Source organism: Mesorhizobium sp. W016 (assembly GCF_054719485.1).
In genome coordinates, this window is sequence record NZ_JBTTIF010000002.1 from 713,511 (window position 1) to 726,754 (window position 13,244).

At 63.4% G+C, this 13,244-nt stretch carries 15 protein-coding genes and 1 pseudogene; 8 read left to right on the plus strand and 8 right to left on the minus strand.

Translation table 11 applies throughout. The features are described 5' to 3' along the window. Window positions 1-5: 5 nt before the first annotated feature. Window positions 6-803, minus strand: coding sequence for a lytic murein transglycosylase (locus tag ACYG9V_RS03870; RefSeq protein WP_023671711.1), 798 nt, complete (start codon window positions 801-803; stop codon window positions 6-8). A 293-nt stretch (window positions 804-1,096) separates the two neighbouring features. On the opposite strand from ACYG9V_RS03870, the gene ACYG9V_RS03875 reads away from it, so the two are divergent. From ACYG9V_RS03875 to ACYG9V_RS03905, 7 genes and pseudogenes are all read left to right on the plus strand, one after another. Beyond that, the gene (locus ACYG9V_RS03875; protein ID WP_023730269.1) at window positions 1,097-2,194 is read left to right on the plus strand and encodes a zinc-binding metallopeptidase family protein; all 1,098 of its coding nucleotides are present in this window, start codon (window positions 1,097-1,099) and stop codon (window positions 2,192-2,194) included. Between the two features lie 62 nt (window positions 2,195-2,256). Next, a complete protein-coding gene (locus ACYG9V_RS03880; protein ID WP_023683834.1) occupies window positions 2,257-2,856 on the plus strand; it encodes a DUF1236 domain-containing protein in 600 nt (199 codons plus the stop codon). A gap of 147 nt (window positions 2,857-3,003) precedes the next feature. Further along, window positions 3,004-3,954, plus strand: coding sequence for a CPBP family intramembrane glutamic endopeptidase (locus tag ACYG9V_RS03885; RefSeq protein ID WP_352765927.1), 951 nt, complete (start codon window positions 3,004-3,006; stop codon window positions 3,952-3,954). Window positions 3,955-4,337: 383 nt separating this feature from the next. Further along, window positions 4,338-5,924 carry a signal recognition particle protein gene (ffh, locus tag ACYG9V_RS03890; protein ID WP_023671707.1) on the plus strand — a complete coding sequence of 529 codons (1,587 nt, stop codon included), beginning with the start codon at window positions 4,338-4,340 and terminating at the stop codon, window positions 5,922-5,924. Between the two features lie 7 nt (window positions 5,925-5,931). Next, a complete protein-coding gene (locus tag ACYG9V_RS03895; protein ID WP_023671706.1) occupies window positions 5,932-6,258 on the plus strand; it encodes a chorismate mutase in 327 nt (108 codons plus the stop codon). 104 nt (window positions 6,259-6,362) lie between these two features. Next, window positions 6,363-6,764 carry a 30S ribosomal protein S16 gene (gene rpsP / locus ACYG9V_RS03900; RefSeq protein WP_023671705.1) on the plus strand — a complete coding sequence of 134 codons (402 nt, stop codon included), beginning with the start codon at window positions 6,363-6,365 and terminating at the stop codon, window positions 6,762-6,764. Between the two features lie 88 nt (window positions 6,765-6,852). Continuing rightward, window positions 6,853-7,697: pseudogene (locus tag ACYG9V_RS03905) on the plus strand (acyl-CoA thioester hydrolase/BAAT C-terminal domain-containing protein). An 87-nt stretch (window positions 7,698-7,784) separates the two neighbouring features. Here ACYG9V_RS03905 and ACYG9V_RS03910 read toward each other — a convergent pair. The 3 genes from ACYG9V_RS03910 to ACYG9V_RS03920 all read right to left on the minus strand — a co-directional run bounded on the left by ACYG9V_RS03910 (window position 7,785) and on the right by ACYG9V_RS03920 (window position 9,153). Then, window positions 7,785-8,048, minus strand: coding sequence for a YMGG-like glycine zipper-containing protein (locus ACYG9V_RS03910; RefSeq protein ID WP_023834710.1), 264 nt, complete (start codon window positions 8,046-8,048; stop codon window positions 7,785-7,787). 152 nt (window positions 8,049-8,200) lie between these two features. Continuing rightward, window positions 8,201-8,728, minus strand: a complete 528-nt coding sequence (locus ACYG9V_RS03915; protein ID WP_023805919.1) for an SRPBCC family protein — start codon at window positions 8,726-8,728, stop codon at window positions 8,201-8,203. Between the two features lie 14 nt (window positions 8,729-8,742). Further along, on the minus strand, window positions 8,743-9,153 hold the full coding sequence (locus tag ACYG9V_RS03920; protein WP_023687655.1) for a DoxX family protein: 411 nt from the start codon (window positions 9,151-9,153) through the stop codon (window positions 8,743-8,745). A 356-nt stretch (window positions 9,154-9,509) separates the two neighbouring features. On the opposite strand from ACYG9V_RS03920, the gene ACYG9V_RS03925 reads away from it, so the two are divergent. Beyond that, window positions 9,510-9,911 carry an ACT domain-containing protein gene (locus ACYG9V_RS03925; protein ID WP_023814781.1) on the plus strand — a complete coding sequence of 134 codons (402 nt, stop codon included), beginning with the start codon at window positions 9,510-9,512 and terminating at the stop codon, window positions 9,909-9,911. Here the strand turns inward: ACYG9V_RS03925 and ACYG9V_RS03930 are convergent. The 4 genes from ACYG9V_RS03930 to ACYG9V_RS03945 form a co-directional block, all read right to left on the minus strand. Further along, window positions 9,827-10,345, minus strand: a complete 519-nt coding sequence (locus tag ACYG9V_RS03930; RefSeq protein ID WP_352765929.1) for a GNAT family N-acetyltransferase — start codon at window positions 10,343-10,345, stop codon at window positions 9,827-9,829. The genes ACYG9V_RS03925 and ACYG9V_RS03930 overlap by 85 nt on opposite strands. Window positions 10,346-10,405: 60 nt before the next feature. Next, on the minus strand, window positions 10,406-11,602 hold the full coding sequence (locus tag ACYG9V_RS03935; RefSeq protein WP_286456782.1) for an IS256 family transposase: 1,197 nt from the start codon (window positions 11,600-11,602) through the stop codon (window positions 10,406-10,408). Between the two features lie 293 nt (window positions 11,603-11,895). After that, the gene (locus ACYG9V_RS03940; protein WP_023671698.1) at window positions 11,896-12,930 is read right to left on the minus strand and encodes an aspartate-semialdehyde dehydrogenase; all 1,035 of its coding nucleotides are present in this window, start codon (window positions 12,928-12,930) and stop codon (window positions 11,896-11,898) included. Window positions 12,931-13,037: 107 nt separating this feature from the next. Beyond that, complete coding sequence (locus ACYG9V_RS03945; protein WP_023671697.1) at window positions 13,038-13,163, minus strand: hypothetical protein; 126 nt, start codon at window positions 13,161-13,163, stop codon at window positions 13,038-13,040. Window positions 13,164-13,244 lie beyond the last annotated feature (81 nt).

Genomic DNA, 13,244 nt, shown 5'->3' on the forward strand with positions numbered 1-13,244 from the left:
TTCTATCAGCCGCCGTCGATCGCGTCGGCGATCTGGGCGATGGCCTGCTGGTAGACGCTGGCGGAATTCCAGCCGGCGATGGCCCCCATATTCGCACTCGCGCTCGCACCCGCCCGCCAGCCATGAGCCTTGAGAAAGTTGGCCGTCGAAGCCAAGGCCGTCGCCTTGTCGCGCAGATTTCCGTTGCCGACGCCATACTTCAGGACATTGCCGGGCAGGAACTGCGTATGGCCGATCTCGCCATGCGCAGCGCCGACCGACGAGGCGCTGAGCGCGCCGCGATCGACCAGCTTCAGCGCCGCAATGGCGTGCGGGTAAAAGAATCCCGGGCGACGGCAATCATAGGCAAGCGTCAGAATTGCGGAGACGGTGTTCTGGTTGCCAAGGGAGGCTCCGAAGCCGGTTTCCATGCCCCAGATGGCCAGCAACACGCCCGGCGACACGCCGTAATTGCTCTCGATCCTGTCGAACATCGCCGCATTCGACTTCTTCAGCGCACGGCCCCTGGAAATGATCGCAGCTCCGCCACGGCGCTTCATGAAGGCGTCCACCGAACCGCTGAACGCCTTGTGGATGGCGCGGTCGACGGAGATTGTCTTTGTCGCGTAGCTGGCACCGGCCAGAGCAGCCAGACCCTTCCCACCAACACCTTCGGACCTGGCCTGCGCGGCAAAGTCCTGCTTCCACGCTTCGAAGCCCGCGCCGGTCTTGCCGCAGCTGGCCGCCGCCTGCGCGCCCGTCGCCAGCGCGAGTACCGCGACCACCGCGGCAGCAATAATCTTTCCCTTGGCAAGCAATGCCATGCTTTCTCTCCTGATTGCCTGAATCACGTCCCGGTTGCGAACTTGCCAGCGAAACGCGCCATTGTCACCGTACCCCCGGCGCTACCCTGGCCAATGCAGCGGAATTTGCTTACGATCAAGTGCTTATTGTGGCCGAAACGCCCGGCGCCGGGCAGGCGAATTCGCTGCTCGGGTAAAAAGAGGTGACGGGGGCATGGAACGGCGGCCCGTGGCGGGCGTTTGGGCGAGGCGCCGCTCCGCACCATATTCCTCCTCTGACGCCATACGCCAACGCCTGACGCATCGAGATCGACATGAAACTGTTCGACTGCCCGCATTGCGGCCACCGCCTCTACTTCGAGAATGCGCAGTGCCTGAATTGCGGGAGTCTCGTGCTTTACGATCCCGAGCATGCGCGCTTTGCCTTGTCTGACGTCGACGGCATCTTCCACTGCACCAATGCGGATGAATGCGCCTGCAACTGGATGGCCGAACCGGGCCATACCTACTGCCGCGCCTGCGTGCTGAACCAGCTGATCCCCGACCTCTCCGTCGACGGCAACCGCCGCCGCTGGATTCGCGTCGAGGCGGCCAAGAAGCGCGCCGTCTATTCGCTGCTCGCCTTCGGCCTTCCGGTAGCGCCCAAGCACAAGCACGGCGACGAAATCGGCCTCGCCTTCGACTTCATTGCCGATCCGATCGGCGGCGGTCCCGGCGGCGAACGCATCCTTACCGGCCACGACAACGGCCTGATCACGCTCAACGTCGCCGAAGCGGACTCGGCCGAGCGCGAGCGGCGTCGCGTCGAGATGGGCGAAAATTACCGCACGCTGCTTGGTCATTTCCGTCATGAGCTTGGCCATTACTACTGGGACCGGCTGATCCGCGACGAGCCGCAACGGCTCGATGCCTTCCGGGCGCTGTTCGGCGACGAACGCCCCGACTACGAGCAGGCGCTGAAGGCCTATTACGCCAATGGCGCTGCGCCCGACTGGCAGCAGAACCACATCTCCGCCTATGCGACGTCGCATCCATGGGAAGACTGGGCCGAGACCTGGGCGCACCATCTCCACATCACCGACACGCTGGAGATGGTGCACGCGCTAAATTTTCCACTCGGCCAGCTTGAGACGATGGAGACCAATGTGCTGCCGCAAGGCGACACCGGCGGCCGGTTGCAGGCGGCGCCCGCGGAACCTGACGCCGTGCCCGAGCCGTTCGAAAAGATTCTCGCCCGCTGGCTGGTACTCTCGGAAGCCTCCAACTCGATCAACCGCTGCATGGGCCTGCCCGACCTTTATCCCTTCGTCATTTCGGACGTGACGGCGCAGAAACTCAGCTTCGTGCATGAGCTTTTGACCGGCTTGCCGAAAGAAACCGGAACAAATCGTGAGCTGGCGTCGGTATTTTAGCCGGAACGCATGCGTTCTGGTTTCGTTTGGTGTCGCGAGGGACCATGAAAGGGAGAGAAACCATGAGACGCATATTGTTTCCGGCCGTCGCCGGGGCGCTTGTCGCGATGTCGGGTGCGGCACTCGCCGATACCGCCGTCTCGGCCGTCACCGATCTTAATGTGCGCGCCGGCCCCGGCCCGCAATATCCTGTGATCGGCGTGCTCGCCGCCGGCCAGTCGGCGACGCTCAATGGCTGCATCGAAAACAGCAAATGGTGCACCATTGCCGAAGCCGGAGGCCAGGGCTGGGTCTATTCCGACTATGTCACGGCCGATTTCGGCGGCAACCGGGTCGTTCTGACACGCCGCCCCGCCGACGCCGCCATCACCGTGGTTACACCGCCGCAGGATGATTATCCCGATACCTATACCGGTGCGATTCTGTCCGACGACGGCCCCGTCGACGCCATCGACAGGCCACCGGCGGAAGTCGGCACCTATGTCAGCACGCACCGGCTCGATCCTGTCTATCTCGAGGGCGAGGTGGTGACCGGTGCCACCTTGCCCGACACGGTCGAACTGCGCGAAATCCCCGACTACCGCTACCGCTACGTCTATGTGAATGGCCAGCAGGCGCTGGTCGACCCGCAGACACGGCGCATCATGTACGTCGTGCGCTGATTTTGCCTGGAAAGAATGACAAGTGAACTCGTGCCGCCCTCCTGCGGAGGCTGAGGGCGGCAAAAGGGTCGCTGAACAGCAGCAATTGCGCGAGAGCCGACGATCCCCTAGATCATGCGACCCGATGCGTTCGGCAGAGGAACTCGCGTGATATCAGATCCAGCCGCCTTCGAGCGCTATAGCAACACGGCCACCGAAAAGACGAACCTGCCGCGGCTGATAATTGGAACGGCGGTCGTCGTCCTGTTCTGGGTGGCGATCACCCTGGTTGTGGTGCTTGGCGGCACCTATGTCGCGATCGTCTGGCATGTATTGCCGGACGATCCGCGCGGGCCGCTTCAGGGCTTTCTGGCCTCGCCCATCGGCATACTCACCGCACTCACCTCGTTTACCGGCATCTGGCTCGGCCTCTGGCTTGCCATGCGTTTCGTCCATGGCGAGCCGCTCTCGGCGCTTTTCGGCGCCAGTCGCCGCGTGTCCTTGTCGGGCTTCCTCAAGGGCCTAGTTGCGGTGCTGATCACATCGGCGCTTTCCGAAATCCTGCTCTACTGGCTACAGCCCGAAATCGCCCGCGGCACGATCAACCTGTCGACCTGGCTGCTGTTCCTGCTCCCGATCGTGGCGCTGACCCTGCTGCAGACCTCGTCCGAGGAGATGCTGTTTCGCGGCTATCTGCTGCGCGGCCTGGCCAAGCGCTTCGAGAGCCCTTACGTGTGGGCGCCATTGCCCGCTTTGCTGTTCACCTCCTTGCATTGGAGCCCGGGCTCGAGCCCCGCCATCAACGCCTGCGTGCTGGCCTCGATCGCCGCCTTCGCCTTGCTGTTGACGCTGGTGGTTTATGTCACCGGCAATCTCGGCGCCGCCTTCGGCGCCCATCTCGGCAACAATCTCACCGGCTTCCTGCTGATCTCGCATCAGGAGAACTACAATTCCTTCGCCCTGTTCAACGCCAAGCCGCTGGAAGGTCCGGACTGGACGACGACGGATGCCGTCATCATCGCCGCCATCGGTATCGTCTGCACCTTGCTGACGATCCTGCTGCTTCTGCACCCGCGCTCGCCGCTGAAGGTTACGGCCGACCCTCGGGATGCAGGGTGAACTAAACAGGGACCGATCCAGAGACCGGGAAGCCGCCCTTGTCTTGACTCTTCGGCCGATTTCCTGTCTACAGCCCCGAAATCCGCGACGAGTATCCCTCCGAGCAAGCCGACCAGGACGCCAAAACCTTTTGAGGTGGGTGCTGTAAACAGATCCTGGAGGCCAACACCCGGCAGCGCTGAGCGCCCCCGGGTGCTTTTTGGTTTTGAGCTTTGCTTGGATGAGCGGCGCGAACGCACTACCTCTCGGGCACCATCGGGGTGCCTGAGAAAAAGGAAACGGAATGTTTGAATCGCTGCAGGAGCGCACAAGAGGCGTGGCGGGCCATCGGCCCGACAGGGATCACCATGAATCCAAGGCGCTCTCGCGCGGCGGGTTGACCAATGTTTGAATCACTTCAGGAGCGCCTTGGCTCCATCCTGAACGGCCTGACAGGCCGCGGCGCGCTGTCGGAGGCTGATGTCTCGGCGGCGTTGCGCGAGGTGCGCCGTGCGCTGCTCGAAGCCGACGTTGCGCTGGAAGTGGTGCGTTCCTTCACCGACAAGGTGCGCGAGAAGGCCGTCGGCGCCGCCGTCGTCAAGTCGATCAAGCCCGGACAGATGGTCGTCAAGATCGTCCATGACGAGTTGGTCGACATGCTCGGCGCCGAGGGCGTCGCCATCGACCTCAATGCGCCGGCGCCGGTCGTCATCATGATGGTCGGCCTGCAGGGCTCCGGCAAGACGACGACCTCCGCCAAGATCGCCAAGCGCCTGACCGAGCGCCAGAACAAGAAGGTTCTGATGGCCTCGCTCGACACGCGGCGGCCCGCGGCGCAAGAGCAGCTGCGCCAGCTCGGCGAGCAGGTCAAAGTCGCGACCCTGCCTGTCATTGCGGGCCAGAACCCGGTCGACATCGCCAGGCGCGCCGTCCAGGCAGCCAAGCTCGGCGGTCATGACGTCGTCATCCTCGACACCGCCGGCCGCACCCATATCGATGAGCCGCTGATGGTGGAGATGGCCGACATCAAGAAGATGTCGAGCCCGCACGAAATCCTGCTGGTCGCGGATTCGCTGACCGGCCAGGACGCCGTCAACCTTGCCAAAAGCTTCGACGAGCGCGTCGGCATCACCGGCCTGGTGCTGACCCGCATGGACGGCGATGGCCGTGGCGGTGCCGCGCTTTCGATGCGCGCCGTCACCGGCAAGCCGATCAAGCTGATCGGCACCGGCGAAAAGATGGACGGGCTGGAGGAATTCCACCCCAAGCGTATTGCAGACCGCATCCTCGGCATGGGCGACATCGTCTCGCTGGTCGAAAAGGCCGCCGAAAACATCGACGCCGAGCAGGCGGCTGCGATGGCCAAAAAGATGCAGTCGGGCAAGTTCGACCTGAACGACCTTGCCGGCCAGCTTCAGCAGATGTCGAAAATGGGCGGCATGGGCGGCATCATGGGCATGATGCCCGGCATGGGCAAAATGAAGGACCAGATGGCGGCCGCCGGCCTCGACGACAAGATGTTCGGCCGCCAACTCGCCATCATCTCGTCGATGACCAAGGCCGAGCGCGCCAATCCGGACATGCTGAAACATTCGCGCAAGAAGCGCATCGCCGCCGGCTCAGGCACGGATGCGGCCGAGATCAACAAGCTCTTGAAAATGCATCGCGGCATGGCCGACATGATGAAGGCGATGGGCGGCAAGGGCAAAGGCGGCGGCCTGATGCGCGGCATGATGGGCGGCCTTGCCTCCAAGATGGGCCTCGGCGGCATGATGCCGGGTGGCCCCGGCGGCATGATGGGTGGCGGCATGCCCGACCTCTCCAAGATGGATCCCAAGCAGCTCGAAGCCTTGCAGAAGCAGATGCCCGGCCTTGGCGGCATGAAGGGCCCGCCCACCCCGAGCGGCGGTGGCCTGCCCGGTCTGCCCGGCGGCATGAAGCTTCCCGGCCTTGGCGGCGGTGGTCTGCCCGGCCTCGGAAAGAAGAAGTGAGGACGCTATGAACGAAGAAAAAGACATGGCCGACGCACGCACCATCCTGGCCGGCTATCGCGCCTCGATCGACAACATCGACGCCGCCCTCATTCATATGCTGGCCGAGCGCTTCCGCTGCACCAAGGCGGTCGGCGTGCTCAAGGCCGAGCATGGCCTGCCGCCCGCCGACCCGGCGCGCGAGCAGGAGCAGATCACCCGCCTTCGCCAGCTGGCGAAGGACGCTCATCTCGACCCCGATTTCGCGGAAAAATTCCTCAACTTCGTCGTCCGCGAAGTGATCCGCCATCACGAGCAGATCGCCGCGTCCAACGGCGCAAGCAAAACCGGCTAACAAAGTGCATGTCGCCCAAAAGTGCGCAGCGGTTTTGGGACAACGACCTGCACCAGACAAAGCCATTAACCCAACACTGAAATCAGAAATTTAGGAGAAATGAAATGCCCTTGAAGATCAGACTGGCCCGTGCGGGCTCGAAGAAGCGCCCTTACTACCACGTCGTCATCGCCGACGCCCGTTCGCCGCGCGACGGCCGGTTCATCGAGTCGATCGGCTCGTGGAACCCGCTGCTGCCCAAGGACGGCGAGCGCGTCAAGGTCGACGCCGACCGCGTCAAGCATTGGCTGTCGCACGGCGCCCAGCCGACCGACCGCGTGCTGCGCTTCCTCGATGAGGCCGGCCTCCTCAAGCGCGAAGCCCGCTCCAACCCGAAGAAGGCCGAGCCCGGCAAGAAGGCGCAGGAACGCGCCTCTCTGCTGAAGAAGGCCCAGGAAGACGCCGCCGCCGCCGTTGCCGCCGCTGCTGCAGCCCCGGCCGAAGCGGAAGCCGCCACCGCCGAATAAGCAACCGCGTCATCGCATCGACAAAACGGCGGGCCTGTGCCCGCCGTTTTGCTATTGTGCGGCGATGCCATATGCGTTCGAACGAAAGATGACTGAGCGGACCGTCACGGAAGAGACCCTTTTCGGCGGCGTAGCCGGAACGCTGTTGCGATGCGCCGGCGCCACGACAGGCGTCGTCGTGCTCAGCGGATCGAGCGGCCGCATCGACGTCACCCGCGCCCGGCTCTTTGCCAAGGAAGGAGCATCCGCTCTCGCGCTGCAATGGTTTGGCGGCGAAGGTCAGGTGCCCGGCATTTGCGAGATCCCGCTCGAAACGTTTTTCGCGGCGACCGACTATCTTGTCCAGATGGGATGCCGGCGCATCGTCTATGTCGGGACCTCGAAAGGCGCCGAGGCCTCCCTGCTTGCGGCGGCTCACGATCCACGCATCGGCCTCGTGGTTGCGATCAGCCCGACATCGGTGGTCTGGGGCAATATCGGGCCGGGCCGCGACGGCGTCAGCTGGCCGGAACGATCGTCGTGGACGATCGAGGGGATTCCTTTGCCGTTTGTCCCAAGCAATCCCGCTTGGAACGCCGAGTATGTCGTGGTCTGGTGTCCTACCGGCGGCTCTTCCTACGTGCCTTGCAAACCTTCGAGGACGCAGCGGCCAAGGCTGCCATTCCCGCCGAAGCTATTTCAGCGGACATTGTTCTGGTTGCGGGCGGCGACGACGCGCTATGGCCATCGCTGGATTTTGCCCAGTCGATCGTTCGGCGTCGCCAGGACACCGCAATGACCACCTGCCTCGTCTCAGTGCCCGACGCCGGCCACCGCATTCTGCTGCCGGGCGAAATCACGCCGCGCTCGAGGCTGCATGCCCATGGCGGCAATGACGACGCCGACACGCGCCTGGGCCGCCTGGCTTGGGAGCATATCCGGGGATTGCTGTAGCGCAGGCAGCCATGGTCCAGCTGCCTTGGGCAACAGCGAAACCGGCGATCTATAGCCGCCGGTTTCCGATGTTGGACCTGGCTGTGTTCAATAACCGTCGGGGCATCTGGCGATGTAGGTGCGCCCGTTGCGGCCGCGGTAGCGACATTGACCGCTTTCGCTGGCACGGCCGATCAGCGCGCCGGCCACGGCGCCGACGGCGCCGCCGACGACGGCGCCCTGAACCGGATCATTTGCCACAGCTGCGCCAACCGCCGCGCCGCCGAGGCCGCCGACCGCGGCACCCTTTTCGGTTTGCGAGCACGCACCCAGTGCGGTCGCCAGTACCAGAATGATCATCGCTTTTTTCATTGTCGTTCCTCTCTCACGCGGATCGCCGTCCTCGCCGCCACGGCTCTAACTCCCAGACAGCTGATTTGATCCCGAAGACGTGAGAGATCCCGGTGCGCGTGCCTGTCACATTCGTAACGACCGCCGCCGAGCTTGTTGAAATGCAGGACGTTTTACCTTTCAGTGGCCTTCTTCAGATTGGCGAGGCCAGCCTCGAAATCCTTGCCGATCAGCGTATCGAAATTCATGAAGAGGCCCAAAAGCTTGGCAATGAAGGGCCGGCTGCCGCGCATTGCCCAGGTGACTGCGGTGGTGTCGCCCGAGGGCTTCAGGGTGAAGTCGACGCTGTTGTTGGCCCGGAACGGCTTCTCGAAGTCGAGCTTCAGCGACACCAGCGAGGATGGCACGGAATTGACGATCTCCATGCGTCCCTTGCCGGCCTTGGCATTGCCTTCCCAGGCGTAGGCGGCGCCCTTGCCGGCATCAGCGCCCGACAGCGTGCGCTTCATCTCGGGGTCGAGCTTTTCGTAGGGTGACCACTCCGGCCAGTGCTTGAAATTGTTGATCAGCGGAAAGATCGCTTCCGGCGCGGCCTTGATGCTGGCGGTGCGGGCGGTGACGAAATCATTCGACCTCGTCGCCGCATAGATGAGCACGGCGACGATGATGACGACCAGGATGATGAGAATGGTGCTGAGCATGTTTTTCTCCTCGCTTAACGGCTGAACGGGATCAGGGCGCGCACGCTTGGGTCGCGCAGATAGAGACCGCCCCACAGGATGATGCCGAGATAGACGCTAAACAGCGTGTGCGAAAACAACGGGCTGCCGACGCGCATGTTTGTGGCGATGGCGCCGCCGAGATAGCCGGTGAGCAGGATGGCGCCGAGCACCGAGGTGCGGGGCAGCGCATAGAGCGCGGTCGAGATCAGCCCGATAATGCCGAGCGTGCGCGCGACATTGACATCGGCCGGCCAGCCGAGCGGCACCATGGTCTGGGTGACGACATCGAGCGGCGGCAGCTTGATGACGCCGTCGAAGATCATGAACAGGATGATGAGGCCGCTGAGCACGCGGCCGGTCCACAGGGCGCCCGACGAGACGGGCATGGTTTGAGAAATACTCACGGTGTTCCCTCCTAAGCGGTTCGAGCCGTTTGCTGGCTTCGGACCAAGGACGAGCGATGGGGCGGCGATCCTACAGGGTGCGGATTCTTTTTGGGTAGCAGCAAGCAAAAGCCGCTGCGTGGCGATCCTTCACACCCCCCTCTGGCCCGCCGGCCATCTCCCCCGCAAGGGGGGAGATTACACGCTCGACCGCTTCGGCAATGTTCCATGAATGAGCGGAGCATCGAAACCGCCGATCTCCCTCCTTGCGGGGGAGATGCCCGGCAGGGCAGAGGGGGGTGCTGTCCCTCGACCTTGACGGACTATCGACATCCACCAGTCACGGCTATTGTTAGGGCTGGGCGAGAGACGAGCGAATGGCCGGCGAGACTGATCTGAAAAAGCTGCTGGCGGCGATGACGCCGGAACTGCTTCCCGGCATCCATGTCTTCGCCACCCTGGTCCCCGGTGCACCGGTTCCCGAGACGCTCAATCCGGTGATGCTGTTTCGCGAGAAGGAGGGCACGACGCTGATCTTGCCCGAAGACCAGGCCGCCGGGCTGCAGTCCGCCTTCCGCTGCCGCATGATCACCCTGAACGTCCACTCCTCGCTGGAAGCCGTCGGCTTCCTCGCCGCCATCACCGCCCGGCTGGCCGCCGCCGGCATGGGCGTCAATCCGGTCTCTGCTTTCTATCATGACCATCTGTTCGTGCCCGCTGAGCGGGCCGAGGAAGCGATGGAGTTATTGCGCCAACTGGCCAAGGATAACGCCGGCTGAATATCAAGCCGACGCACGTAGAGAATATCCGGCAGGCCTTCTTCGTTGGTGGTGCCCGCGCCGAACGCCTCGGGGCGAAAGCCATGGCGCTCGTAGAAGCGACGCGCGCCGGTGTTGCCCTGGAAGCAATGCAGTTTAACGATCCGTAGCGCGGCGGTCGCTTGCACCAGCAGCCGGCTGCCGATGCCTTGCCCAATCCAGGCGGGGTCGAGATAGAGCTGTTCCACCCAATCGCCGCTCAGGGCAATGAAGCCGACAATGCCGGTGCCGGCCTCGGCGACCGTCACCTGCTGCCGGGACAGCACGATCTCGCGGATGAAGGCAAGATCCTCATCCGGCGTGTGGATGACCGGCATCCAGGAGAACGAGCCAAGTGCGGCCCGCATGACAATGGCGATGGTCGCGGCATCCAAAGCCGTGGCGGGTCGCAGCACGATTTTGGTGGGATGGTTGTGTGCGTCAAGTTCTGCAAAATGGGGCAGCCATGATGCTGGTCATGCGGCTTGGCGCAGAGCGAGCTTCTTGTGCTCGCGCAGGTCGTCCATGTTGATGTATCGGTTGGCCTCCATCCAGTTTTCGTTGGTCTCGACGGCCAAGGCCCTGACCAGGCGCAGGCAGCTTTCGGTGTTGGGGAAGATGCGCACGACATAGGTGCGCCGGCGGATTTCCTCGTTGAGCCGCTCCAGCATGTTGGTGGATTTGAGATGCTTGTGGTGCTGTCTCGGCAGCCTGAAGAAGGTCAGGGTTTGTTCGATGGCATCCTCGGCCCAGCCTGTCAGGCGCGGATAGCGTGCCGACCATTTGGCAAGCCATGCGGCAAGATCAGCCCTGGCCTCTGCGAGATCGCGCCGGTCGTAGAGCCAGCGCAATTCCTGAAGGCAGTCGTCGCCGTGCTTCCTCGGCAGATGATCGAGCGCGTTCCTGAGGAAGTGCACGTAGCAGCGTTGCCAGGCGGCTTCGGGGATCACCTCGCCGATCGCTGCCACCAGGCCGGCGTGATCGTCGGACACAACCAACTCGACGCCCTTGAGGCCGCGCGCCTTGAGGCCGACGAGGAAGTCCCTCCAGGCCGAGCGGCTCTCGCGATTGGCCATCTCCACGGCCAGGATCTGGCGCCTTCCGTCCCAGTCGATACCGACCGCTATCAGCACCGCCTGGCTCATGACAACACCGGCTTCACGCACCTTCTCGTAGCGCGCATCGAGGATGAGGTAAGGAAACGGCTCTTGAAGGGGGCGCCTGGCAAAGGCAGCGAGGCTCTCATCCAGCCGCTTGTTGATGGCCGAGATCGACGAGGCCGAGAAGGCATGGCCGCACAGTTCTTCCGTGATCGCCTTCACCTTGCGGGTCGACACGCCCTGCACATACATCTCCGCCAGTGTCGCCACCAAGGCCCGCTCGGAACGCTGGTAGCGCTCGAACAGCTCGGTGGAGAAGCGCCCGGCCCGGTCCTGCGGAACCCGCAGCTCGAGCTTGCCGACCCGCGTCACAAGGGTGCGGCCGTAATAGCCCGAGCGATAGCCAAGCCGTTCGGGCGTGCGCTCGCTCTTCGAGGCACCCAGCGCCTCGTCCATCTCGGCCTCAAGCACCTCCTGCATCACCGCACGGAGCACTTCGTGCAATCCATCCGGGTTCGAAAGCAAAATGTCTTTGACGGCAGCGCTGGCGGTCTTAACTTCAGTCTTGGTCATGGTGGCGTTCCTTCGCGGGAATCAGGTGACGTGAACAATCACCAGCCTGCCATGACCGCCCCCTCTCAGCGAATTTGCAGAACTCTCAGCACACTACCGGTGGGATCGTTCAAAGGCGTTTCTCAACAGAGGTCAGCGCTGCCCTCATCCCCCTGCCGGGACCTTCTCCCCGTGAACGGGGAGAAGGAAGGCTTCGGCCGAAGGCCGAGCCCGCGACTGCGGGCCGCCGGCTTTCCGGCGCCCCCGCGGAGGGCCCGCCGCGGCAGCGGCGATACGGCCCGTGAGCGAATAAACTATGCCGCCTTCTTCTTCGGCTGGATCAGGCCGCGCTCGACCAGAAGCTCGGCGATCTGCACCGCGTTGAGCGCCGCGCCCTTGCGCAGATTGTCGGAGACGATCCACATCGACAGGCCGTTGTCGATGGTCGAATCCTCGCGGATGCGCGAGATGAAGGTGGCGTCCTCGCCGGCCGATTCCAGCGGCGTGATGTAGCCGCCATCCTCGCGCTTGTCCAAGACCTGGCAGCCCGGCGCTTCGCGCAGGATATCGCGCGCCTCGTCGGCGGTGATCGGCTTTTCGAACTCGATGTTGACGGCTTCGGAATGGCCGATGAACACCGGCACGCGCACACAGGTCGCCGTCAGCTTGATCTTGGGGTCGAGCATCTTCTTGGTCTCGGCGACCATCTTCCACTCTTCCTTGGTCGAGCCGTCGTCGAGGAAGACGTCGATATGCGGAATGACGTTGAAGGCGATGCGCTTGGTGAACTTCTTGACCTCGACGCCATCGGCGACGAACACCGCGCGGGTCTGTGTAAAGAGTTCGTCCATGCCTTCCTTGCCGGCGCCGGATACCGATTGATAGGTGGCGACGACGACGCGCTTGATGGTGGCGACATCGTGCAGCGGCTTCAGCGCCACGACCAGCTGCGCCGTCGAGCAGTTCGGATTGGCGATGATGTTCTTGCGGGTGAACAGCGAGATCGCATCCGGGTTCACTTCCGGCACGATCAGCGGCACGTCCTGATCATAGCGGAAGGCCGACGAGTTATCGATGACGACGCAGCCCTGCTTGCCGATCTTCGGCGACCACTCCTTCGAGACGTTGCCGCCGGCCGACATGATGCAGATGTCGGTGTCGGAAAAATCATACTGGTCGAGCGTCTTGACCTTCAGCGAACGGTCGCCGAACGACACTTCGGTGCCCTGGCTGCGCCGCGAGGCCAGCGCCACGACTTCGCTTACCGGAAAGCCGCGCTCTTCCAGTATGTTGAGCATTTCGCGACCCACATTGCCCGTGGCGCCGACTACCGCAACCTTGAAACTCATCAGAAATCTCCTGTCCCTCTCCGCTTGGTTTTTGGAGAAAACCCGCCGGCCAATGCGGGTTCCGTCCCCCGGGCCGGACCCGGGAGAGGGTGGTTAGGCCAAGGGAATCACACCGTGGTGGTGGTTTTTTTGGCCATGGTTTTGCTGGAACGGTAAGACGCGCCGACGCGCCCGGCCCCATGATTGTGGCCGGGGAAGTCGAAGGCAAGAAGAGCCATCAGAAGGCCGCGCATCGAAAATGATCCCGTTCGATGCCGGCTTTTACGCGGTTTGCGTCAGGAGTCAATTGCGGCCAGGCACACGCCTGCCCTGTA